Origin of the sequence: Bacteroides xylanisolvens, assembly GCF_018289135.1 — a bacterium.
GTDB lineage: Bacteria > Bacteroidota > Bacteroidia > Bacteroidales > Bacteroidaceae > Bacteroides > Bacteroides xylanisolvens.
Genome location: NZ_CP072216.1, coordinates 5,790,841 through 5,815,349 on the forward strand (window position 1 = coordinate 5,790,841; position 24,509 = coordinate 5,815,349).

General features: G+C 40.1%; 16 protein-coding genes. 9 read left to right on the forward strand and 7 right to left on the reverse strand.

The genetic code is table 11. From position 1 onward, the window contains the following. Nucleotides 1-81 precede the first annotated feature (81 nt). Both INE92_RS23795 and INE92_RS23800 read right to left on the reverse strand, forming a co-directional pair. Nucleotides 82-1,899 carry a M56 family metallopeptidase gene (locus INE92_RS23795; protein ID WP_015532295.1) on the reverse strand — a complete coding sequence of 606 codons (1,818 nt, stop codon included), beginning with the start codon at nucleotides 1,897-1,899 and terminating at the stop codon, nucleotides 82-84. Nucleotides 1,900-1,917: 18 nt separating this feature from the next. After that, on the reverse strand, nucleotides 1,918-2,283 hold the full coding sequence (locus INE92_RS23800; RefSeq protein WP_004307829.1) for a BlaI/MecI/CopY family transcriptional regulator: 366 nt from the start codon (nucleotides 2,281-2,283) through the stop codon (nucleotides 1,918-1,920). A gap of 397 nt (nucleotides 2,284-2,680) precedes the next feature. Between INE92_RS23800 and INE92_RS23805 the strand changes: the two genes are divergently transcribed. Then, nucleotides 2,681-3,244: a porin family protein gene (locus INE92_RS23805; protein WP_004307830.1), complete on the forward strand. Its 564-nt coding sequence runs from the start codon at nucleotides 2,681-2,683 to the stop codon at nucleotides 3,242-3,244. A 150-nt stretch (nucleotides 3,245-3,394) separates the two neighbouring features. Here the strand turns inward: INE92_RS23805 and INE92_RS23810 are convergent, their stop codons facing one another. The 5 genes from INE92_RS23810 to mdh form a co-directional block, all read right to left on the reverse strand. Continuing rightward, nucleotides 3,395-4,654, reverse strand: coding sequence for an ABC transporter permease (locus INE92_RS23810; protein ID WP_004307831.1), 1,260 nt, complete (start codon nucleotides 4,652-4,654; stop codon nucleotides 3,395-3,397). After that, the gene (locus INE92_RS23815; RefSeq protein WP_015532297.1) at nucleotides 4,655-5,836 is read right to left on the reverse strand and encodes an ABC transporter permease; all 1,182 of its coding nucleotides are present in this window, start codon (nucleotides 5,834-5,836) and stop codon (nucleotides 4,655-4,657) included. A 2-nt stretch (nucleotides 5,837-5,838) separates the two neighbouring features. Beyond that, entirely contained in the window at nucleotides 5,839-6,831 is a 993-nt protein-coding gene (locus tag INE92_RS23820) for an HlyD family secretion protein (protein ID WP_008776703.1), read from the reverse strand. Nucleotides 6,832-6,937: 106 nt separating this feature from the next. Next, nucleotides 6,938-8,401: a TolC family protein gene (locus INE92_RS23825; protein WP_008776704.1), complete on the reverse strand. Its 1,464-nt coding sequence runs from the start codon at nucleotides 8,399-8,401 to the stop codon at nucleotides 6,938-6,940. 272 nt (nucleotides 8,402-8,673) lie between these two features. Further along, entirely contained in the window at nucleotides 8,674-9,615 is a 942-nt protein-coding gene (gene mdh, locus INE92_RS23830; RefSeq protein ID WP_004297234.1) for a malate dehydrogenase, read from the reverse strand. Between the two features lie 529 nt (nucleotides 9,616-10,144). On the opposite strand from mdh, the gene INE92_RS23835 reads away from it, so the two are divergent. The 8 genes from INE92_RS23835 (at nucleotide 10,145) to INE92_RS23870 (ending at nucleotide 24,506) form a co-directional block, all read left to right on the forward strand. Then, the gene (locus INE92_RS23835; RefSeq protein WP_008018700.1) at nucleotides 10,145-11,296 is read left to right on the forward strand and encodes an ISAs1 family transposase; all 1,152 of its coding nucleotides are present in this window, start codon (nucleotides 10,145-10,147) and stop codon (nucleotides 11,294-11,296) included. A gap of 265 nt (nucleotides 11,297-11,561) precedes the next feature. Beyond that, nucleotides 11,562-12,152 carry an RNA polymerase sigma factor gene (locus INE92_RS23840; RefSeq protein WP_004297236.1) on the forward strand — a complete coding sequence of 197 codons (591 nt, stop codon included), beginning with the start codon at nucleotides 11,562-11,564 and terminating at the stop codon, nucleotides 12,150-12,152. Between the two features lie 144 nt (nucleotides 12,153-12,296). Next, nucleotides 12,297-13,439 carry a FecR family protein gene (locus INE92_RS23845; RefSeq protein WP_015532299.1) on the forward strand — a complete coding sequence of 381 codons (1,143 nt, stop codon included), beginning with the start codon at nucleotides 12,297-12,299 and terminating at the stop codon, nucleotides 13,437-13,439. A gap of 287 nt (nucleotides 13,440-13,726) precedes the next feature. Beyond that, the gene (locus INE92_RS23850) at nucleotides 13,727-16,996 is read left to right on the forward strand and encodes a TonB-dependent receptor (protein ID WP_229097042.1); all 3,270 of its coding nucleotides are present in this window, start codon (nucleotides 13,727-13,729) and stop codon (nucleotides 16,994-16,996) included. A gap of 6 nt (nucleotides 16,997-17,002) precedes the next feature. Next, nucleotides 17,003-18,853 carry a RagB/SusD family nutrient uptake outer membrane protein gene (locus tag INE92_RS23855; protein WP_015532300.1) on the forward strand — a complete coding sequence of 617 codons (1,851 nt, stop codon included), beginning with the start codon at nucleotides 17,003-17,005 and terminating at the stop codon, nucleotides 18,851-18,853. Between the two features lie 20 nt (nucleotides 18,854-18,873). Then, nucleotides 18,874-20,334 (forward strand): DUF3823 domain-containing protein, encoded by a 1,461-nt coding sequence (locus INE92_RS23860; protein WP_134992994.1) that lies wholly within the window; start codon nucleotides 18,874-18,876, stop codon nucleotides 20,332-20,334. Between the two features lie 103 nt (nucleotides 20,335-20,437). Then, nucleotides 20,438-22,651, forward strand: a complete 2,214-nt coding sequence (locus tag INE92_RS23865; protein ID WP_229097043.1) for an alpha-N-acetylglucosaminidase — start codon at nucleotides 20,438-20,440, stop codon at nucleotides 22,649-22,651. Continuing rightward, the gene (locus INE92_RS23870; RefSeq protein WP_015532302.1) at nucleotides 22,638-24,506 is read left to right on the forward strand and encodes a hypothetical protein; all 1,869 of its coding nucleotides are present in this window, start codon (nucleotides 22,638-22,640) and stop codon (nucleotides 24,504-24,506) included. The genes INE92_RS23865 and INE92_RS23870 overlap by 14 nt, the downstream gene beginning before the upstream one ends. The last annotated feature ends 3 nt before the right edge of the window (nucleotides 24,507-24,509 follow it).

The following is a 24,509-nucleotide window of genomic DNA, read 5'->3' on the forward strand; positions in this document are numbered from 1 at the left end:
ACCGGGGAGGAGAAGGTTCCCCCACCGATGAACGCCCCGTTCCTCACCGATGAGGAAAGGGAGCGGTATCGGGGAAGTTATTTATTGTAACCGGAACGTGATAGGGAGGGTATACTTAACAGGAACAGCCTGTCCTTTTTGCATTCCCGGTTCCCATTTAGGCATGTTGCCCACTACACGGATGGCTTCTGCATCCAGTGACGGAGATACGCTACGTAATACTTTTACGTTTGACAAACTACCGTCTGTTCCGATAATCATTTGTATGATTACCCTGCCTTGTTCTTTGTTTTTTTGAGCAATGACAGGATATTTGATACTTCTAGCAAGATAACGCATCAACCCGGCTTGTCCCTCCGGGAATTTGGGCATTGTTTCTACTACAGTGAAAGCCTGATCTGCGTTTTCTCCTTTCACACCTACTGCACCGGGAGTTGAATCTTCCTGTGGACCGTATCCCACTACAACTACTTCGTCCAGATCAGACTGTTTGATCTCTTCGGCCTTGGGTGGTTCTGGATCGGATAGTCTGAAAGCAACGGGAACTGTAAATCTTACATTTACTGCTTCCCCTCTTTGTTTGCCAGGTTGCCATTTAGGCATGGCAGCAATGACACGCATGGCTTCTTTGTCGAGATACGGATTGACACTTCGTTCTACTTTTGTGTTGGCTATACTTCCGTCCTTTTTAACGGTAAAGCTTACAATTACACGTCCTTGTATGCCATTTTCATGTGCTTCAGCCGGATATCTGACATTCTTCGACAAGTAATCCATCAATGCCTTCATCCCTCCCGGAAAATCCGGCATTTCTTCTACAACCTGAAAGACAACTGAATCCGGTACACTCTTGATTTGTGTTTCCGTTACTTCCTTTCCTTTTGTACCTTGCGGAAGAGTGATTTTTTGAATTTCTCTTGTAGAAAGTTCGGGAATATTTGTGGTTTCAGCTTGCATGGCAACTTCTTCCGTTATTTGTCCCATCATTTCTTTTGCAAATTTTTCAGTAGTACGTGCTACCATTTCGATGTTACTGACAATCATCAAGATGGCAGCCAAGGGAAGAAACATCAGATATTTTGTTCTTCCTATTTCTTTCGTTCTTCGTTTATTCATCATTTTAATACGATTTTTGAGTGGTAAAACATTGAAACTATTTGATAAATTTGCTGCAGCCTTGTGATGTGCCAGTCCCAATAAGTGGTACTGGTATGATTTACTATCATGTCCCGTCTCTAATACACGATGGTCTGCCATGTATTCGAGGTTTCCTCTGACTTCTCGTTTCATTAACCAGATAAATGGGTTGAACCAGCAGAATATGCACATTATTTCGCTGAAAAGTACATCCACCGAATGGTATTGACGGGCATGTGTCTCTTCATGCGTAATGATTTCACTGATTTCAGATTCCGTATGTGATTGCGGGTGTATGAATATCCAGTGGAAAAAAGAAAAAGGACCTGTTTCTTTTTTTAATAGATGTACGCGTACTCCTTGTATATTGCTTTTTGAGCATTGGAAATGCAATCGGATGATGCTACCCAGTTGTACGAAGAAACGTGCGGTAAGTAATAACATTCCGCTCCAATAAATAATTTTAGCGAACTGTATGATAACCTCTTGCCAATTTATGACAGTCTCTTGTGTAGGAGTCACAACTTGCTCCGGAAGCAGGATGGTTGCATAAAGATCTGCCATTGCCACCATCGGTTCGTGAGCTTTTATCCATCCCTGGATATTCAGTAGAGGGTAAAGCAAAGAGATGGCAAAGAAACATAACAAAGCCATTCTGCGCCAATGGAAGAAGGTGTCTTTGTGAAAAAACAACCGATAGAATGCGTAGAACAGTGCTATCGCTACATTTATCTTTAGAAAATAAGCTAGTTCCGGAGTCATGATGATGAATGTTTTCTATTAATCTTCTTTTCCTTTTTCAATAAGATCGATAATATCTTTGAGATCATCGGCCGAAATCTTCCGGTCTTTGGCAAAGAAAGAAACCATTTCTTTGTAAGAGTTCTCAAAGTAGTTACGAACTACACCGCTCATGAAATGACGTTTATATTCATTTTCACGAATGGCGGGAGTATATTGGTAGGTATTACCCACACGTTTCGGCGTGACATATCCTTTCCGCTCAAGGTTCTTTACGATAGATGCTACTGTGGTATAAGGAGGTGCCGGTTGCGTATACTTTGCAACAATGTCTTTTACGAAACAGCATTGTAACTCCCAAATGTAGATCATTACTTCTTCTTCTTGTATAGTTAACTTTTCCATGGAGATGTTGTTTAATTACGAATACTTCGCAAATCTACGAATATTTCGTAAATACGCAATAGTTAGTCGGTTAATAATTGTAAATGTATAAATCTTGCAAGAATATTTTAATTGTGATATGATCCTGAAAATATTTAGGCATAAAAACAGACCGGATGAGCATTGTTTTTGCCTAAATAGTCACACTTTAATAACATTTATGCAAAAAAGAGAGTATCTAGGATTTTTTTATATAAAATAAATGAAATATATTTGCGGCTACAAAATATACGTTAAATGTGGAAGGGTGCGTTTCAATGCTTTAACCGGTTGCGAATAATTCCCCGCACTTAAAACAAAACTATTAACTAACAATGCTAACCAGAGGGAAGAGGAAGGCAACTAAAAAATGAATGATATGAAAAAAGGTTTGATTTTTGTGCTATTTGCACTTGTTTCTATCGTTTCTTATTCTCAGATTTCTTGGAATGCCAAAGTAGGTATGAATATGAGTAATCTTACAGGTGATGTAGACACAGACATGAAGATTGGTTTTAATGTTGGTGTAGGTGCAGAATATGCATTTACGGAAATGTGGTCTGTTCAACCATCTTTGATGTTTACTTCTAAAGGTTATAAAGCTGATGGTGTGAAGTGTAATCCAATGTATTTAGAATTGCCGATATTGGCAGCAGCAAGATTTGCCATTGCTGATAATCAGAATATCGTGGTAAAAGCAGGTCCTTATTTTGCATTTGGTGTTGCAGGTAAATATAAATATGATGGAGTTGATGAAAAGGATGATGTTTTTGGAGATGATGGGTGGAAGAGATTTGATGCTGGTCTCGGTGTAGGCGTTGCTTATGAAATTAATAAATTCTTTATTGACTTATCTGGAGAATTTGGATTAACTAAAATTGCTGATGGTGACGGCGCTCCGAAGAACATGAACTTCTCTATCGGTGTAGGTTACAAGTTCTAAACTTATTATACTCTCTTTATAATATCTCTAAAATCCCTCGTTCTATACTCTCTTGGAACGGGGGATTTTTATATTCTTATTCGAAAAAAAACGGCATACCCTCTATGGAAAGGATACACCGTAAACTCTCTCTCTTGTAATTTTCACTCATTAATCACTTATCTGCTTGGATAAGTTTTCTTTCTCTTTTAATTCTTTGTATCGCTCTATTGCATGTTTGCGGCTCATTAGTATTTGCCAGCGGTATACCCAACAGGTGGTAAGGAAATAAATGCCGGCTTGCAACCATAAAGCTTTATATTCAAAAGCTACTTCACTAAGAGTAGCTCCCATATTATTGATTTTTACAAAGCCGTTAATTCCAAAGGTAGAGGGGAAGATGTAAGATACATACTTCCAAAACGGGGGAATAGCTGCTCCCGGCCAAGAGATTCCGGAAATAAATAACAAGGGGACTGACGTGAATACAAAAATCAGCATACACGTCTCCCGGTTGCGGATAGCAATGGAAGCTGTCATGGCAAAGAAAATACAAGCCGCAAGGTAGGGGACAACAAATAATACTAATGAACTGGGTTGTCCGATCTGGTTGAGGCTAAATAATCTTGGGACCACATAAAGTACGTAGAAAGCTACCAATATATAGACCAAGAAATAACTCAAGCCTTTTCCTAATACAATTCGTAGCGTTCCGTTGTAATGACGGTTAATAGGCACGAGATCCTTAAACCTGTTATTTTCACGAGCTGTTCCCGCAGCGAGACCGATACCAAGTAATAATGTTTGTTGGATAATTAATACTAGTACTGCAGGAATTAGGAAAGCAGCGAATCCGGTAGTCGGGTTGAAGATAGAGATTTCTTCATATTCGATCGGATAAGCGGTGATTTCATCCTGCCGGTCGGTTGTATTTCCACTGCGTGCAATCTTGATATCCTTATTCATATTCAGAGAAACCGCTGTGTTGGCAAGAAGCATCGATTTATAATACAACAATCCGCTCATGTCGCAATAGATGCTCACTTGTGTCTGTTTTCCTTTGGCAATATTGTCACTAAAATCCGAAGGGATATAAATGATGCCGTATGCACGCCGGTTTTTCAGCATTTGTTTGGCCTCTTCCATATCGGCACAGTAGGAGACGATTTTAACATCGGGCGTAGCATCTACCTTGCGGAGATATTCGCGGCTAAGAGATGAATGTGAATCGTCAACAACAACAGCAGGAACTTCACGCACTACTTCGTTATCATAGATGAAACTATATAGCAACGGATAACCTAACGGGACGAGTATAAAGAATATCAGTACCCCCTGGTCGCGGAAAGTTGTCTGAAACTCCCGTTTCCAGATATAAAACAGGTCATTGATGCCTTGAGCTATCTTATCTTTTAATTTTATATCTTTCATTTAGGGTATATATTTATAGTAAACCAATGCTTCCTTCAGGCGGTGAACCACGAAGAAGGGGAGCATCATGAATATTAATAGTGCCATATAGTTGGTCCATGAGTAAGCCATACTATATCCGTTGAGCGCCTGATCCACGTAAATAAGGAAATAGTGCCGCAACGGGAATAGATTGCTCAAAGCCTGTAAAACAGGATGCATAGCCATGACCGGGAATGAAAATCCGGAAATGGAGAACGATATGACTCCCCATAGGGAAGCAAAACTTAATCCGAGTCGTAGAGTCGGCAGGGTTCCTATCATGACAATACCACAACATTGGGATGCCAGTACAAGACAGAGCGTGGCAAATATCATCGGAAATATACCGCTGTTGCAAGGAAAATGCAGGAATCCATACAGGTATACATTATAGAATATACCCATAATGAAAAAGACTACAGTGTGGGGAAGCAACTTCCCGGCCAATGCAATATAAATGGAGTTGTTACTCATTCGTAACCATTCGCGAGCCGTACGATCTTTGATTTCTACACCGATTGAATAGACAGTTACCATAAATATTAATAGCATGAGTACTCCCGGTATCAGTGTATTGCATAAGTATACCGAATAGTTTAGCCACGGATTATTCAGTGGGTGTGTATCGATAACAATCGGTTGCAGATATGCCATAGCCTGATCCTCTGTTGCACCTTTGGCATATAACATGGTCCTTGCAGCGGCTCCTGAGGTGAGTTCTCCCATCATTTTCATATCCCTGAACAATAGAGAGCCTGCAATCAGGTATGAGTAATTGGTATAGAAAGAGATCGTTGGCTGCCGTTGGCTTTGTGCCTCTGCCGATAAACCCTTGGGGAGATAGAAGAACCCGTAGATTTTTCCCTCCTGCATGGCAATACGCGCATCTGTTACATTGCTGTAATGAGCTACAACCCCTGTCTGCGAAAAAGCATCCAGATTGCGGACAATATTACGGGAAGTAGACGAATCATCCATGTCCACCACTCCCGCAGGAAGATCCTTGGGAAGCCCCGAATCCATTAAAGTGGTGAAGAATATATAACAAAACAGCGGGGCAATGACCATACAGAAGAGATAGAGCGGGCGTGATACCAATCGCCGGCACTCTCTTTGCATAACCTGCCACAAAGCTATATATTTCTTTTCTCTCTCTTTCATGGTTACTTGTCAATGATAACAGACATACCCGGACGGAGATTTTCCACTTTCTCTACCGGAGAAGCTTTCACCTCGAATGTTTTCAGATCAAATTGTCCGGTCGTTTTGGTTGCTTTCCAGGCAGCATAAGTGCCTAAGTCTTTCAGATAATATACTTTGAGCTGGATCTTTTTATTATCCAGAGCAGGAATGATAGCTTCGAACTCCGACCCCATCGTCAGGTTCTTGAGCAAATCTTCGCGTACATTGAATGTTACCCACATATCGTTGAGTTCAGCGATATTCATGATGGGAGCACCAGTACCTACCAATTCGCCTACCTTCGGGAAAATCTCTGAAACTTCTCCGGCAGCCGGAGCTATGAGATAAGTCTCCTTTATGTACGATTCTACTTCGGCAACAGCACCTTTTGCCCGGTTTACCAAAGCTTCCGCGGCCATCTTGTCTTCACGTTCCGCTCCGTTCTTTGCCATAGTATATTGCGCTTTGGCTGCTTTCTCTGTAGCAATGCTTGCATCCCGTTGCGCAGTGACTTCATCCAATTTCTGTGCAGGCATTACTCCCTGCTCATAGAGGTTCTTTACACGTTGATATGATTTTTCGGCAATGGTGACGCCTGCTTGGGCTTTTTGCCACATTTCGTATGCTGCCTGGATTTGTTCCTCACGCGCGCCTTTGATTGCTTTTGCGTTTTGTGCCTGTGCGGCAGCTTCGGCAGCACGTGCCTGTTCCATTTTTGCCACTACGTCAGGAGCTTCCAAAATAGCCAGCGTATCTCCGGCATTGACACTTTGTCCTTCTTTCACGCGAAATTCCAATATACGTCCCGGAACTTTGCTCGAAACGCGATACTCGGTAACTTCAGCCTGTCCCTGTATAATTTCAGGACCTTTGCGAAGCATGAAGAAGCCAACGACTGCAACGATTGCAATAACTCCAAGTAGAGTAAGGAATGCAAGCAGCATATTGCTGTTTTGTGATTTTATAGGTGCCATATGATTTATGAATTATGATTTATGATTTATGTTTTATGGATTGTGAGTTGGTTAGGGATTGGGTTGTTTCTGATTGGGTTCTTTACTTTATTTTTCTGCTTTTTATTTATTTCAGTGTTCCCAGAGATTTCTTCAGATAGATTTCTGTTAACTTCACATCTATTTGTGCGTCAATCTTTTCTGAATGAGCGGACAGCCATGCCGTTTGTGCTTCAAGAACATTACTTGTGGCAATCACTCCCTCTTTAAAACCAAGCGTTGCATAGCGCAGATTCTCTTCCGCTTTTTCCATGTTTTTGGAAGACATAACCAGTTTCTTACCTGCTTCTTTTACCTTGAAAGCGGCTTGATTGACTTGCAACTCTATTTTTTCGCGTGCGTCCTGAAGCTGGTATTGTGCAATGCGGGCTTCGGCTTTTGCCGCTCTCGTTTTATAAATACCTTCTCCCCAGTGCCATATAGGTATCTGTACCATCACTCCCACATTCCACATGCCTTTGAATTTGTTTTCAAAGCTGTTGAAGACAGAAGGGTTGGTTACCATATAATTCCCCATCAATGCGATAGAAGGAAGATGTTCGGCACGGGTTACGTTTACTTTCTGTTTATAAATCTGTGTCGCTAATTCGAGACTACGTATTTCCGGACGATTCTCATAAGCGGTAGATAAATCGAAATGAGGGTCTGTTGTCAGTAATGGAATATCTTCCATATTTTCATCTGCTAGCGTGATGGGGGAGCTAAGATCAATACCGCATAGTTGGCACAGCAACATTCGGGCAAGGCTCAATCCATCTTCCACTTTGGTGAGTGTCATTTCTGCTTCATTCACCTTGACGCGTACAGACAAGCCATCCGCTTTGGTGGCTACTCCTTCATTAATCATTTTTTCCACATCACCGTCCAGCTGTTGCAAGAGCTTTAAATAACCTTCCGCCAACTTCTTCTTATTAACCAGCGAAATAACTTGCCAATAAGCCTGGTCTGTACTCATGATTACTTCCTGCATGCCACCGTGGTGTTGTTCTTGAGCCAACTCTTCGGCATACTTTGTTATTTTGTTGTACGCCCGGATTTTTCCACCCATATATAAAGGCTGTGTCAATGTAAGAGCACCTGCATAGACATTCCTGGTGTCTGTGCGGAGCGCATCCACTAAAGAGTTTCCCGCTTGGTCGAGAGCAGGCAGAGCCGCTCCTAGTTTTCCGCTTAAGGAAGCAATAAGTGGTTTTAATTCAGGATGTGCTGTTGCAATCTCGGTTGCAGCCTGTTGGATAGGGCCTGCCAGATTAGTTCCTAGTCCTGAAAGCGCAGCTTTCTGGTCGTTGTTTAATAATGAAAACTCTTTCTGGTTTCTCATGTAAGCTCCGGTTGCCGAGAAATTGGGAAGATAATTCGTAAATGCAGCTTTCCGTTGATAATGAGCAGCATTTATCTTCTCATTGCTTATCAACAAATCTTTGTTGTTGGCAAGAGCTAATGCGCGGCAACTATCCAGACTTAGAAAGTTCTGCGCTTTTCCTATGAAAGTGAGACTTAGCAGAATTGTCAGAAGAAATACTTTTTTCATCGCATCTTGCATATTAATAAGGTGATACTTCTATATTTAATAACCCGGTTCTTATGTAATTTGTTTATTGAAGTAGTCTGTTTTTTTGTACTTGTTTACTTAAACAATAATTGCATAAACAACGATGCAAATGTATGTGCTTTCTGTGAGAACTCAAAACGAATTAGCTTTTTTTAGAAATATAGTGGGGATGGATTCTGTTGAAAAGAAAGAAGGCTATTCCTCATGGCGAGGAACAGCCTTTCTTGATATATAAAGTAAGGGGATTTTAATTACAGAGCACCTACTTCTTTCAAAGCAGCGTTAGTTCCGTGAACAGCTTTTGCGCTAGCTGCGAACTTAGCTTTTTCGTCTTCGTTCAGGTTCAGTTCAACGATCTTTTCGATACCGTTCTTGCCAAGGATTACAGGAACACCGATGCAAAGATCTGATTCGCCGTATTCACCTTCCAATAATACAGAACAAGGAACCATCTTCTTTTGGTCGTGAAGGATAGATTCAACTACGAATGCTCCTGCTGCACCCGGTGCATACCATGCAGAAGTACCTAGCAATTTAGTCAGCGTAGCACCACCTACCATAGTAGCAGCAGCAACTTCTTCCAATTTCTCTGCAGAGATGAAATTAGCTACAGGCATACCTTTGTAAGTAGCGAAACGAGTCAAAGGAATCATCGTAGTATCACCGTGACCACCGATAACCATACCTTCTACTTCGTTAGCGTTGCAACCGATAGCTTGAGACAAGAAATATTTGAAACGAGAGCTATCCAGAGCACCACCCATACCGATCACACGGTTTTTCGGCAAGCCCAGAGCTTTCAATGCCAAATAAGTCATTGTATCCATTGGGTTGGAGATAACAACGATGATAGCGTTAGGAGAATATTTCAACAGGTTTTCTGCTACCGATTTAACGATACCAGCGTTCACACCGATCAGTTCTTCACGAGTCATACCCGGTTTACGAGGAATACCTGAAGTAATCACAACAACGTCAGAGTTAGCAGTTTGAGCATAGTCGTTCGTGCAGCCTACCAATGTAGTGTCGAAACCCAACAATTGAGCTGTCTGCATCATATCCATTGCTTTACCTTCTGAAACGCCTTCTTTAACGTCCAGCATTACTACTTCGTCTGCTACTTCATTAAAAGCAAGTACATTTGCACATGTAGCACCTACGTTACCTGCGCCTACTACGGTTACTTTTGACATAATACTATATATTTAAAAAGTTGATAATTTGTTTTATCTTTTAGCGCGACAAAATTACAACGATAATCCTAATTAAAGAAATTTTTCCGTAATAATTTTAGTTAAAGGTCGAAGTTCCCGATAATATATAGGTATGATAAAAAGTTTGGGTGGAAGAAGCTGTTTTTTGCATGGTTATATACAGAATGTAGCTGCGTAAGAATGTACTATTATGGCAAATGATTCATTCAGCTATTTTTTTATAATTGCTTGTCTATTCGGAGTTACTTCGTTCGCTACTATTATTTCGTTCCACTATAGTGTTCCGCAAGAATAACTATAGTGTCCCTTACGGATAACTATAGTTGAACGCAAGAGTAACTATAGTGGAACGAAGTAATAATAAGCAATGACAGGGTCGACGCATTATATTTTTTACTATCTTACAACTTGTATTTTATTTTTATATTATTGACTATTAGTGTATTATCTATTGTATATGTCGATTATTTTCCTTATCTTTATAAGATATTATAAAACATAAACTAACATGAAAATTGGCATAATTGACCTTTGTAAACAAATAGAAGATCCTAGGATGAACCGCAAAAAAGTACATAAAATGGAAACTATTATCTATATATCCATTGCTGCTGTAATCTGTGGCGCCCAGTCTTGGAATGAGATTGAGGAATTTGGCAATGCGAAAATTGCTTTTTTCAAAAGTCGCATACCTGACCTGGAGTTCATCCCTAGTCATGATACTTTTAATAGATTCTTCAGTATAATAAAGCCCGAGTATTTTGAGTTGATCTTTCGTAATTGGGTAAAACAAGTTTGTCAGGAGGTGAAAGGCGTTGTAGCTATAGATGGCAAGCTCATGCGTGGTCCAAGCCAATGTGATGGAGAGCATACTACGGGAAAAGAAGGATTCAAATTATGGATGGTTTCCGCCTGGTCTGCCGTTAATGGAATTTCTTTAGGTCAGGTAAAAGTAGATGATAAAAGCAATGAAATCACAGCTATTCCATTGTTGATTAACTCTTTGGAACTAAGTGGTTGTATTGTTACAATTGACGCGATGGGATGCCAGAAAGATATAACCCAGACCATTATTGAGCGTGATGCAAATTATATTATAGCTATAAAGGAGAATAAGAAAAAAAATTATCAACTAGCTAAACAAATTATTGACGATTATCAGGATAGAGATGAAATAATCAATAGAGTCACCAGGCATGTGTCGGAAAATACCGGACATGGAAGAGTTGAGAAAAGAACCTGTACTGTAGTCAGTTATGGTTCTATAATGGAGAAAATGTTTAAGAAGAAACTTGTGGGGTTGAAGTCTATTGTAGGGATAAAGTCGGAGAGAACAATAGTAGCAACAGGAGAATATACTCAAGAGGTCAGATACTATGTAACTTCACTTGATAATACCAAACCGGAGGAGATTGCATCTGCCATCAGACAGCATTGGTCTATTGAGAATAATCTTCATTGGCAATTGGATGTTACCTTTCGAGAAGACTACAGTAAAAAGGTGAAAAATGCAGCCAGAAACTTTTCGGTGGCAACAAAGATGGCACTTACCATACTAAAGAAGGATAAAACAACAAAAGGAAGTATGAATCTGAAAAGACTAAAAGCCGGATGGGATGAAAAATATTTGTCACAACTTTTACAGAACAATAATTTTTAATGCGTCTGCCCTGTAAGCAATGAGATTAATAATATTAGGCAGAGAAAGAAATAACGATAGTATCTTGATGGAGAATTTTTGGCAATACCTTTCAACCGTATGCTTGATTCATTTTTGTATGGAAAAAGAAGATACCAGTTAAAGTGGCAGGGAACCTGGCAAGTTTTTTAAATAATGAACGAATAAAGTCCGAAAGCTTATTATCTTTGTGCCAATCTGTTAATTGAAAGTTTAATGAACTGCTGAAAATATCGAAAATATCAAAATGAAGTTCTGGGAATCAAATCATCAATCTGTTCAGGAAGGGGATATGCAATTTATTGCACTTTACAAATTCTACTATCAAGATTTGTATGCTTATGGAGTGAGTTTGGGGTTCAATACCGAAGATGTGAAAGATGCAATTCAAGAAGTATATCTAAAATTGTATTTCAATGAGCGCCTGTGTATTGATGAGAAGAAAATAAAATTTTATTTGTTGCGTTCGGTTAGGAATCAGCTGATTGATTGGGAGCGTACAAAGAAAGATACATCTTCTATAGAAGAAGAGGAAAGGAGTTTTAAATTATCCGTATCCGTTGAAGAAAGCTTTATTTCTGATGAAGAAGACTTATTACTGAAAAAAAGGGTGAATAGAATTCTTGATTTGCTGACAGATCATCAGCGGGAAATAGTCTATTTACATTTTATAGAGGAAATGCCTTATGAAGAGATTGCGGTAATGCTGGATATGAAAATTCAAACGGTGCGCGGACAAGTCTTTAAAGCGATGGAGAAATTAAGAAAACTGGATTCAAAAGATTATTTTCTGTTTTTTCTTATCTTATACCTGCATGGCGTTTCTGTCTTTAAATAATTGAAAAAGAGTATTGTATACGGAAGGTGGGGAGCGTAAACCTATACCTCTCTGCTTTTTTATTTATTTTTTTGAGGAAAAAAGGAGATGAAAGGCATACGAATCTCGTATATATAGTAAACAGGTCTTTAATTGAAATAAATAATGAAAGAATATTCATCATATACTACAGCCGATTTTTTGAACGATGATTTATTTCTTTTCTGGTATTATTCCGGAGAAGGAGATTATTATCGAAAAATCATTGCCGATTGTCCCGATCGTGAGCCGTATTTAAAAGAAGCGATGGAGAGACTGGCGGCGTTGAAGTGGGAAAAGCCGGTTTTACCCCCAAAAGAAGTGGATAATGCTTGTTTGAAACTGGAACAAGCCATTCAAAATCGGAAAATGTCTCAACGTAAACATCGATTGTATAAGATGAGATGGTGGAGCGCTTCAGTTGCGGCAGCTATTCTTATCCTGTTTGTTTCGGTAGAGGTTATTTGGAAAAGTGCTCCGGCAATTGATTATCTAGCTTTGTTGCAAGTGAATGACTCTGTGTTTATGAGTGGTAAAACGCAGCTTTTTGTTGACGATCAGTTGAAAGAAACTTTTGAAGGTAATCCGGATTTGGCTTACGATCAAATGATGACAGATGCTGGTGAAGGGGAATTTAATAAATTAGTTGTTTCGTATGGCAAACGTGCCCGTGTCACTCTTTGCGATGGTACGAAAATATGGGCGAATGCAGGAACGGTGCTTCTATATCCAACACATTTTGAGGATAAGAAGCGTGAAATATATGTAGATGGAGAAATATATATTGACGTGACTCCTAATCCGGAGAAACCTTTTATTATTAAGACGTCGGATATGGGAGTAAAAGTGTTGGGAACTTCTTTCAATGTTTCGGCTTATCGGGAAGATGTAGAGAAAAGTGTTGTGCTGGTTACAGGTAAAGTGGAGGTAACAGCATCTAATGGAGAATCTGTACGTATTTTACCCAATGACCGGTTCAGGCAATCCACTGATAAATATGTGGTAGATAAAGTGAATGTGGAGGATTATGTGTCGTGGAAGGAGGGACGATTATCGTTTAAAAACACAGAGCTTGGCGGAATACTCAAACAACTGTCCAGATACTATAACGTAAGAATTGATTATGATAAACAACAACAAATCACTTGTAGCGGAAAACTGAATTTGGACGATACGATCGAACAGATATTGAATACTATCACAGAAACGGCTCCTGTGGTAATAAGTAAGGAAAACAATGTTTATAAAGTAACAATAAAGAAAAAATAGCCTATGATTAATATGTGAAAAACCATACTCTAATTTATCCTTTTGAGAGGGAAAGGATACCAGCCAGTTTTATTCGTAATAGAATAGCCTTAAAATATTGAAGTATAATTTTAATTCTTAAACAGATGAATGAAAAACATCAAAAAAAGAATCACACTTGCCTAAGTGTGAGAAGGCCCTTTATATGCTTTTTTCTAGCATTGGGTGTGTTTCTGCTATCCGCTTTTCCTACTGAATTGTATGCCCAGAAGAAAACAATTACTTTGGACTATAAAGAGTTGGGACTAATGGAACTTTTTAAGAAGATAGAAGAAAAGAGTGATTATGTCTTTTTCTACTATGACGTATTGATAGATAAGGATGTGAAGGTTCCTGCACGTTTCAAAAACATGACAGTAGAGCAAATTCTGGATAAAGTTTTTGCTAACATGGAGCTTACCTATAGCATTAATAAAAAACAGATAACTATTAAAAAGAAAGTATTGCAGGAAAAAACGAAGAAAGAAGGTCAAAGCTCTATTGTAAAAGGAGTGGTATTCGACCAGTCTCGTGAACCGTTGCCCGGAGTTAGTATTGTAGTGCAAGGTACTAATATCGGGACCGTCAGTGATCTTAATGGTGCTTATTCCATCCATGTGCCTTCGGATGATTCGCAGATTATTTTCTCCTATATCGGTTTTGCTCCTATGACTTATTCGGCAAAAGAAATGAATAAGCTGGCGGAAGTGGTGTTGGTTGAAGATACAAAAACAATTGATGAAGTGGTTGTGGTGGGATATACGACCCGTACACGTGAGAAATTAATCAGTTCCGTCTCGACTATAAACAATCAGGAATTAGTTAAGTCCACAGTCCCCAATCTGGAGAATGCGTTGACAGGGCGTGTGTCCGGAGTCTTTTCCCGTCAGACCAGTGCTGAACCGGGTTCGGATGGTGCCGATTTGAAAATTCGCGGTTTTGGTTCTGCTTTGGTGGTAGTGGATGGCATTCCGGGAAGAAATTATAGTGATATCGATCCTTCCGAAATTGAGTCCGTTTCTGTATTGAAAGATGCATCGGCTGCCGCTGTTTATGGGATGCAGGGAGCAAATGGAGTTATTCTTGTAACAACCAAAAGAGGAGGAAAAAACAAACCGACGACATTGGATATCAATACACGCTTCGGATTGCAAATGCCGCATAACTATCCACAGCCCGCATCAACCCCGCTGTGGCAGACATTAGTCGGTGAATATTATGCTAATATGAAATTGATTAATGATAAGAACGCGGTGATTACTCCCGCTGATATGGCTACACGTGACTATGCTTATAATACCAATTGGTATGAGGAAATGATAAAGAACGCTCCTATCACCCAGTCCAATATCAATATTTCGGGAGGCACAGATAAAGTCAGTTATTTTATTTCAGCCGGCTATTTATATCAGGGAGGTATTTGGTCAACAAATTCTACTGATAAGAATCGTTTCAATTTCCGTAGTAATTTGGATGCGGATATACTGAAAAACTTGAAGTTATCTGTCGGAGTGGGAGCTGTCATTAACAGTCTGAATTATCCGAGATCCGCTTCGTATGAGATAGCCCGCAAAATGAAAGATATGGCTCCGAATATTCCGGTAAAGTGGCCGGGGCATGACGACTATTATGCTTTTGGTGGGGAAGGCACGGTGAATCCGATGGCATTGGCGGATAAAGAGGCATCCGGATATTCCAAGAAAATAGCCAAGAATCTGAATGTGGATTTTTCTTTGGAGTATAAGGTTCCCTTTGTAGAGGGGCTCTCTTTGAAGGCTACGATGGGATATACGCAATCTGATTCGTGGAATAAGAACTGGAATATGAATATCGTTTATATGGGCTATCGGGAGGATGCGCAGGAATATTATGAGAGTGTTTCCGCCTCTAATGCCAATAAAGCAAGTTTGAGTTTGGAAGATGGTTTTTCCTATAATATAACCGGACAAGGTTTTATCAATTATATCCGTTCGTTCGGGAATCATAATATAAACAGCGGACTGGTCTTTGAATTTTCGGATGCGGAAAACCGTTCTACTGTTACGTCTCGTGGGGAATTTCCTTCTACTGTGTTGGATATGATGGCGGGTGGAATTGCCAATAAACAAGTGACAAATAGTGAAGTTTTCCGTAAATACAGGACGGCTTCTTTCATCGGTCGTTTCTCTTATGATTACCGTTCCAAGTATTTTGTCGATTTCAACTTCCGATATGATGGTGCCCAGTATTTTGCCGATAAGTGGGGCTTCTTTCCCTCTGCCTCTGTAGGATGGATGCTGACAAACGAAGAGTTTATGAACCCGTTGAAGGAAGTCTTGAATGAGTTTAAAATTCGTGCCTCCTGGGGAGAATTGGGTGACTTGTCGGCTGCCAGTCAATATTATGCCAATAATGAGCAATACTATTTTCAAAGCGGCTATCAATACCCGGGTACTCCGATGAATTTTGGCGACCGCATCATCTATGGATTGAACCCCACTTTGAATCCTAATCCGGATTTTACATGGGCTACATCATCAATGATAAATGCAGGTGTTGATTTTAAGTTGTGGAATGGCTTACTTAGCGGATCGGCAGATGTGTTCTATCGTCAGCGTAAGGGACTTCCGGCACAAAAGGCCAATGATAATGCAGGAGCATTAGCCACTTGGTATAACTTAGACCATGACAACACCCGTGGTTTTGAATTTTCATTAAATCATCAGCATAAAATAGGAGAAGTCAACTATTTTGTCGGAGGAAATATGTCGTGGTCCAGGACTCGGAAAGGGAACATTGAGCACGGAAGATTTACAAGCGGTTATGACGAATGGAAATGGAACACTGAAGGACATTGGAATAACGTACGTTGGGGATATAACTGTATTGGACGTTATCAGTCGTATGGAGAAATAGTTAATGCGCCCATGCATAATAATTCGAATAATAACAGTGCCATATTGCCGGGTGACTTAAAGTATGAAGACTGGAATGGCGATGGCTATATTGATGATTATGACCAACGTCCTATCGGAAGAAATGCTTATCCGGAGTTGGTATATGGTATTAACCTGGGACTTTCCTGGAAGGGAGTTGATTTCTCCATGTTCTGGCAGGGAGGAGCATTGTCGGACTTCCAGATCGGTGCTTTCGATATGGATGCTTTCCAGGAAGGGGCTACCAACCTGAACACTTGGGAATATTTCGGCGATCGTTGGCATCGTGCCGATTATACTGATCCGAATTCAGAATGGATACCCGGGTATTTTCCTGCGGTCCGGGATTTTACATCAGTAACGATCAATCGTCTAAGTTCTAATTTTTGGATGTGGAATGGAAGTTACATTCGTCTGAAAAATGTGGAATTGGGATATACTTTGCCACAACGAATTACCCAGAAGGCTAATATCAAACAGTTGAGGATTTATGCGAATCTTTATAACTGCCTGACCTTCTCCTCACAGAAATTCTTTGATCCGGAACAGCTTGAAAGTCAGTATTCGTTTGCCAGCTATCCGCAAATCATGTCATTTAATGTAGGTATAAATCTTAAATTCTAACAGGTTATGAAAGTAAAATCTATCATATATATGGTATTGGCATTGAGCTTGTGCTGTGGATGTAGCGATTGGCTTACTGTCGATTCGAAAACCATTCTTAGTGAAGAGGACATTGCCAAATATCCCGAACTGGCAGAAGCACAGTTCTTATCCAATTATGCGGAATTACGTAAATCAATCCATTGTATCGGTGACGGAGCAATGTCGTACAGGCAACATCATCTGGATGCTTTTACCGATGATGGAGCGAGCAATATTACCTACGAGAATGGGGTCATGAGAAATAACACTCCGGGTACTGTTTTTGGAGGAGTCTTTTCTCAAAGCAAAGGTGAAATATTTGAGGCGGTATGGAATTATAAGACAATCAATATTGTTAATAAGTTTATCGCCACTTATAAGAATTCGGATAATGAAGGGGTGTTGAGTACAGTCGGTGAGGCTTATTTTATTCGTGCTTATCTGTATTTTGAGATGGTGAAACGATATGGGGGCGTGCCTTTGTATTCAAGTCCGTTGGATGATGTAAGTTCCATCAACAATCGTTCTACAGAGGAAAAATCCTGGGATTATATAAAAGATAACTTGGACTCGGCTCTTGTATTGCTTCCGAAAGTACAGCGTATTGCAGCAGAAGATCGTGACCGTGCCAATCGGTATACAGCTTTGGCGTTGAAGTCGAGGGCTATGTTGTATGCGGGGACTATTGCTAAGTATGGAAAAGTTTCAAATAATAGTTTCCAGGGAATCCGCAAAGAAATGGCGAAAACATATTTATTGGAAGCGGCAAAAGCAGCAAAGGAAATCGTTGATGATGGTAAGTATGCGCTCTCTACTGAATTTGGCGATTTGTTTAATGGAAAAGATGAAAATAATAATGAGATAATTTTCCGTTTTGCTAACGTTGCCAAGACAGGAGTAGCTGTATATGAAGATTACTGGTACCAATCTTATCGTATCAAACGGTCTAGTTATTGTGCCTTTATGGTTCCTCCTTTAGATGTTGTCGAACAATTTGAAACATTAGACGGCAAGATCCAGCCATTGGATTATGCCGCTTCAAAGAATAATCCCGAAGATTTTTTTGCAAACCGTGATAAACGTCTGGATGCTACTGTTATTTATCCGGGAGGAGAGTTTTTGGGAGAACGTTTCTCTATTTACCGGAAAACACTTGTGAAAAGGACAGATGGAACTACTGAAGAATATTCTTATGAAAAATCAGAAGATTGGATGGGAGCAGGGAAAGTGCCCGGTCACGAAAAATACATGAAAAGTGGAGCAGATGGTATCTTCTTGAACCTTTCTGCCGCAGGAACTACTAACTGGGGATTTTTTCTGAAAAAAACACTTTATGGAGTGAAGAGGCTGGATGATTATCTTATACAAGAAAACGATCAGGATGCAGTCGTTATTCGGTATGGCGAGGTTATTTTAAATTTGGCTGAAGCTGCCGTTGAGCTTTCAACCTATGGAGTGAATGACTATTTAGCGGTTGCCCAAGTCGCTTTTGACCAATTGCGTAGTATACATGGAGGATTGCCTGCCAAAACGATGGACTTGGAGGTTGTACGGCATGAACGCCGGATAGACTTGATGTATGAAGGATTCCGTTATTGGGACTTGAAGCGTTGGCGCATTGGGGAAGAAAAGATGCACAATAAAACGTTGAAGGCTCTCTATCCCATTCTTCATATCGATGAAACAACTTCTCCTGCCTCCGTTTATTATACGTTGGAGAAAGTAGAAGCACCGGATTTGGCTACGAGAGTGAAATGGTTCGAGGAAAGAGACTATTATTGTCCGCTTCCTTTAAGCAAAAGCCCGGGTATCGTGCAGAATGACGGTTGGAATTGATAACCCTAAAAGAAAAGAATATGAATAGAGCTAGATTATATATAAATATCAAACTGTTACTTTTAGCAGTGTTAACACTGAATCTGTCAGGGTGTGAGCTTGACGAACGTGTGGACGATTTGACCGGTGGCTACGAAGGCGCTTTTATTGACAGGCTGACCGGTGAAAAGGTGGCTACCGAATATTATGGAGCTAAATTAAAGTTACTTGATCTGGAGTATGGAAATGTAGCGGTTCCCTTGGAGTATAACACACTTCCTGAAGGAACATATCGCAATACCAAAGTATATCCTTCCCGCTATAAAGTATGGGCGAACGGACCGTTCTTTGAGTTGGATACCATTTATGGTGATATTCGTAGTTTGAAGAAAATGGACTTGATTGTTACCCCTAATGTAACATTGAAAATCAAGAAGGTGGAAGTGTTGTACGGCATTACAGCGAACGTTACTTTTACTTATCAGGTAAATGACGAACGCTCCAAGAATCAGGAAATAGGATTGGTATATGGCAAAGAGCAATATCCCGGACAACGTACGGCTATGAATGAAAGCGAAAGCGGTTCACATACTTACAAACGAATAAAGAAGAATTTGACAGAATTGTCGGGAGAATTTACGGAGACTCTGTTCTTAAACCCTAACAGCACATATTATCTAAGAGCTTTGGGACGTACGGAATCAGCAGGAGATTACTGGAATTATTCAGAACAGACTGTGATTAATACGACAGATATTGATTTGTCTTCCTTACCGATTGAAGCCGCTGTCGGAGTAAGTAGTGCCACTTCTGCTGTTTTGCAGTGGGCATTTCCTCCCGTTGTTGACGAGATAAAGGTTTCTTATACGGATCGGGATGGTGAAGAGGTGATGGATAAATTTAAACCTACGGATTATTCATACGTTGCCAATTTGCCTCATAATAAAAAGAGTACAATCAAAGTACAACTTCTGGCGAAAGGAGTTGCCGGTCCGGAACAAACGATTGAAGTACAGACTAAATCTTTGATGGATAAATATGTACCTGCCTCAAACACCCGTCCGGAAAATGTTCCTTTCTACAATGATTCGGAATTTAAAAAATCATTATCCGGTGAATGGGCATTGATATATGGTCCTACAATCGGCGAAGACTGGTCCACTACCGATTTACGTTTTGAATATTTCGATTGGTGGGACACATGGTTGATAGGATTTGCCGACCGTATGCCTGCTTGCCAGGATATAGAGAACTTTAAATCACTGACGATTCAGGGAGAAATACAAACATTGGTTGATATTTTACCTTTTGTTAATCTGGAAACACTTTCTATCATAAAGGGTAAAGGTTTCTCGGTGGATAAAACGATTAATCCGAAAGTTGACCTGACAGTTCTGAAGAAACTGAAGAAACTTAACACAGTTATTATAGGACCGGATGTGCCGCTTACTAAAAAGAATTTTGATGATGCGGGACTTACACATCTGACGATTACCAACTAGGTCGGTAATCACACTACTCCCTTTGACAAGCGAATGTGTCTAGTGGGTAACATCGGATACATTCGTTTTTTAAAAGAAATATATAAATGAAAATATAAATAGTATGTGTAAGATTAAATGTTTATTTCTACTGATGTTGATCGTATTGTGTTCTTCCTGCAAAGAAAGTACAGAAGATGAAAAAGCGATGCAACAGATGGTGGAACGTTTATTTCCGGAGTATGCTTCCCAATTTAGTTTTGAACAATCGGAAAAGATTGATAAAGATTGGTATGAAATAGAAGCGCAAGGAGGAACAGTACGAATACGGGGAAATAACGCAAATTCGATGGCTGTAGGGCTGAACTATTATCTGAATCATTACTGCCTTACCTCTGTTTCCTGGTATGTGAACGATACGGTGGAGATGCCGGAAGTATTACCCATGCCACCGGCAAAAATAACTTCGACTGCCCGTTGCAAGAACCGATTCTTTCTTAATTACTGTACCTTCGGTTATACAATGCCATGGTGGACATGGAAGGATTGGGAACGGTTGATAGACTGGATGGCTTTAAATGGAATCAATATGCCTTTGGCAATCACCGGACAAGAATCTGTCTGGTATCGCGTATGGACGAAATTAGGATTGACGGATGAGGAAATACGGAACTATTTCACAGGGCCTGCTCACTTGCCTTGGCATCGTATGTCTAACCTGGATTATTGGCAGGGGCCTCTGCCTAAAGAATGGCTGGATACACAAGAAGCATTGCAGAAACAAATCGTAGCCCGTGAACGTCAATTTAATATGCGCCCCATACTTCCTGCATTTGCCGGACATGTACCGTCGGAACTTAAAAGAATCTATCCGGAAGCTAAGATTAGCCGGATGAGCTCTTGGGGAGGTTTCGAGGATAAATACAGAAGCCACTTTCTGGATCCGCTTGACCCATTGTTTGCAACCATACAGAAAGAGTTTCTGGAAGAGCAAACTAAGTTGTTCGGAACAGACCATATTTATGGGGCAGATCCTTTTAATGAAGTAGCCCCTCCAAGTTGGGAACCGGAATTTTTAGCCAATTGCTCGAAGCATATTTATCAATCGATGACGCATGTCGATCCGGATGCTACTTGGTTACAAATGACATGGTTATTCTATATTGACCGACATTTATGGACAAACGAACGGGTAGAAGCTTTCTTGAAAGCAGTCCCTCAAGATAAACTGTTGCTACTGGACTATTATTGTGAGAATACTGAAGTCTGGAAGCAGACAGATCGGTATTTCGGGCAACCATATTTATGGTGCTATTTAGGAAATTTCGGAGGAAATACAATGCTTGCCGGAAACACCAAAGAAGTGGGGAAACGAATCGAAAATGTATATACCAATGGTGGAGAAAACTTTTCGGGACTGGGTTCTACTTTGGAGGGGTTTGATGTAAATCCTTTCATGTATGAATATGTTTTCAGTAAAGCATGGGATTGTAATCTGCCGGACTCTGTATGGATAGAACAACTGGCAGACAGGCGAATTGGCTTGAGAAACCAACAAATGCGTCGGGCATGGAAATTGCTTTATGACAGTATTTATACAGTACCAGCTGCTTTGGGACAAGGGGCATTGATGAATGCGCGTCCTTGTTTAAAAGGAAATGGCAATTGGACAACTACGCCTACGGTAGCGTATTCTAATGAAACTTTGTTTGAGGTATGGGAGATGTTGTTGAAAGCCGGAGAACATCGACATTCTGCTTATGAATATGATGTTGTTAATATAGGAAGGCAAGTGCTGGGGAATTATTTCGGGAAGCTTCGCGATGAATTTGCGGAAGCTTATTCCCGGAAGCAATTACCGCTATTAAAACAAAAAGGAGCTGAAATGAAACAACTACTGCGTGATGTTGATACTTTATTAAGTACACAATCTTCTTTTTTACTGGGAAAATGGATTGAAGATGCCCGTTCATTAGGTACAGACGAAGTTTCTAAAAACTATTACGAAGAAAATGCCCGTACTATCGTTTCAACCTGGGGAGATAAAGATCAGAGTTTAAACGATTACGCAAATCGTACTTGGGGAGGTTTAGTATCGGGATATTATGCGCCTCGTTGGGAAATGTTTATAGATGAAGTTATTCGCTCTGTTTCTAACAAGCAGCCGTTTAATGCTGATGCTTTTCATCAAAGAGTGACGCAGTTTGAAATTGACTGGGTCAAGTCACATGAACGTTATCCTTCCGAACCGGTTGGTAATGTTGTTGAGATTGCTACTTTATTGATGAATAAATACAAGGATTCAATTTTAAAAGAAAAACACAATGAGAATAATTAGTTATATTTCAAGTATAATCATCGCTTTTTCTGCATTGGCTATCATGAGCGGATGCAAAGATTCGGAAGTTGTTGATGACGGCTTTCGTACAACAATGGCTAAAGCCTCTGATGTGAAATTAAATAAAGTTGCCTATTGGCCGGGAGATCCTGTAAATTGCTCTTTTACCTTGAAAAATGAAACGAACTATCCGATGGATATTCGTGAAGTAAAAGTGGTGATTCAGAACTTGGATGATGGAGGGTGTGTATTGACAGAAAAGTCTGTTGCTTCCCATATTCAAATAGAACCGGGACAATCTGTTCCTGTGGATACCGGGACACTGTATACCCTTCCAGCTGCATTAAAGCCTTCTTCCTTCTGTGCTGTCAAGTTCCTGTTAGATTTTGAAGATGGGATAACCACTACAATTGACGGAACATATTTCAGAGCTGTCAACGAGCAGTCGCTGTTGACTTACGATATTCAAAAGTTAGATTATCAGGGACTTCCTGTTTATCGTCAGATAGGAGATATGAGTGCCGGGTTCGGTGTATTAAAAACGATAGTTGCTTTCGATCAGGGAATAGCTGCCACCATGGAGGAGGCTCCGCAGGGTGGTACTTATCCGGTTGCGCCTACTCCGGAGTTTTTGCAACGTTCCGTTCGCAAAACTGTTGAGCTTTACAATTCGGAGATCGGAGCTGCCACAAAGATAAAGAGAGTGGTGATTGGAACGGGGATCGCATCTGTTTCTTACTTTGCAACAATGATGGGGGCAGCCTATTTACCTATTCATTATCTGGTATCGGTTAATTCTGCTTCCGAAGTACAAGCTATACTCGATTATTCCAATCAAAATGGATATGCCTCTTATGCCACATTGGGTTATGACGGTTCTATGCCCGGAGTGGGAGTTGCCTGGATAAAATTATTGGATTTGCCGGAAGAATATAAGCAATTTATAAAAGATCATCAGGTAGAAGAAGTTTATATTTATGGAGTAGGTCAGGAAGGACATGGAGAGTCTTATTCCCGAAGGGTTTTGACGCAGAATACAATTACCGATGAATATGCACCTGGTTCTTTATATATATTGTATACTAACTTTGGTTCGGATGCTGATATTGACGCACTGAAACATCGGTTGTATGACTATAATCAGTTAAAATTGGGTGAAGGACAGTATATCTCTGATTGGGAAAGTGGAATTGTCGATGATCAGATAGCCAATATATCCGGCTCTGCGCAAGCGATGGCAAATGTGAAAGCTTATACGATTGAGACTGATGATATGATGGCTTTGTACAATATATCTTCTTTCCTGACGCTTCAATATATAAAAAAGAATCAAAGCAAGTTGCAGGCACCTTTTGTGAATGGAGTTATTTTTAACGAGTATCTTACGAATCACCCTCAATATGAAGCGTTTGTTGGATATGTACCTTTATTATATTGGCAATTTAATTCGGCGGCTTCTACAGTAGAACGTATTGATGGTTATCTGAAGTCAGCTATTGCCGGGTATTTTCCTGATGTTGTTGATCATTTGTATGAGGGATCTTTCTATCTGAATTCTAATATGAGACGCTATGAGTTTTATGACGAGCTGACAGCAAGAGGTGTCACTTCGGAGAATATTAGAATTAGGCAGAGTGTAGATAAATGGAATCCGGAAGATGATGGAGAAACGGAAGAGTATTTGGGACGCATTAATCATAAAATAGGTTCGGCTGAAGAATTTGCTTATGATATAATTGAACGTATTGGAGTGCAGAAGTATCGGAATACGGTTAAGTCGATGGAGTACCTGACATTGGAGGAGCTTCGTACTATTTGTGCACAGGTTGGAAATATGAGATTAGTAGAACATTGATAT

Bases quoted from the DNA above. Each gene is read 5' to 3' on its own strand.
- INE92_RS23835 (WP_008018700.1), top strand. From the start codon at position 10,145: ATGAAAATTGGCATAATTGACCTTTGTAAACAAATAGAAGATCCTAGG.
- INE92_RS23815 (WP_015532297.1), bottom strand. From the start codon at position 5,836: ATGAAAGAGAGAGAAAAGAAATATATAGCTTTGTGGCAGGTTATGCAA.
- INE92_RS23810 (WP_004307831.1), bottom strand. From the start codon at position 4,654: ATGAAAGATATAAAATTAAAAGATAAGATAGCTCAAGGCATCAATGAC.
- INE92_RS23845 (WP_015532299.1), top strand. From the start codon at position 12,297: ATGAAAGAATATTCATCATATACTACAGCCGATTTTTTGAACGATGAT.
- INE92_RS23865 (WP_229097043.1), top strand. From the start codon at position 20,438: ATGTGTAAGATTAAATGTTTATTTCTACTGATGTTGATCGTATTGTGT.
- INE92_RS23860 (WP_134992994.1), top strand. From the start codon at position 18,874: ATGAATAGAGCTAGATTATATATAAATATCAAACTGTTACTTTTAGCA.
- INE92_RS23870 (WP_015532302.1), top strand. From the start codon at position 22,638: ATGAGAATAATTAGTTATATTTCAAGTATAATCATCGCTTTTTCTGCA.
- INE92_RS23820 (WP_008776703.1), bottom strand. From the start codon at position 6,831: ATGGCACCTATAAAATCACAAAACAGCAATATGCTGCTTGCATTCCTT.
- INE92_RS23805 (WP_004307830.1), top strand. From the start codon at position 2,681: ATGAAAAAAGGTTTGATTTTTGTGCTATTTGCACTTGTTTCTATCGTT.
- INE92_RS23855 (WP_015532300.1), top strand. From the start codon at position 17,003: ATGAAAGTAAAATCTATCATATATATGGTATTGGCATTGAGCTTGTGC.
- INE92_RS23795 (WP_015532295.1), bottom strand. From the start codon at position 1,899: ATGACTCCGGAACTAGCTTATTTTCTAAAGATAAATGTAGCGATAGCA.
- mdh (WP_004297234.1), bottom strand. From the start codon at position 9,615: ATGTCAAAAGTAACCGTAGTAGGCGCAGGTAACGTAGGTGCTACATGT.
- INE92_RS23825 (WP_008776704.1), bottom strand. From the start codon at position 8,401: ATGAAAAAAGTATTTCTTCTGACAATTCTGCTAAGTCTCACTTTCATA.
- INE92_RS23850 (WP_229097042.1), top strand. From the start codon at position 13,727: ATGGAACTTTTTAAGAAGATAGAAGAAAAGAGTGATTATGTCTTTTTC.
- INE92_RS23840 (WP_004297236.1), top strand. From the start codon at position 11,562: ATGAAGTTCTGGGAATCAAATCATCAATCTGTTCAGGAAGGGGATATG.
- INE92_RS23800 (WP_004307829.1), bottom strand. From the start codon at position 2,283: ATGGAAAAGTTAACTATACAAGAAGAAGAAGTAATGATCTACATTTGG.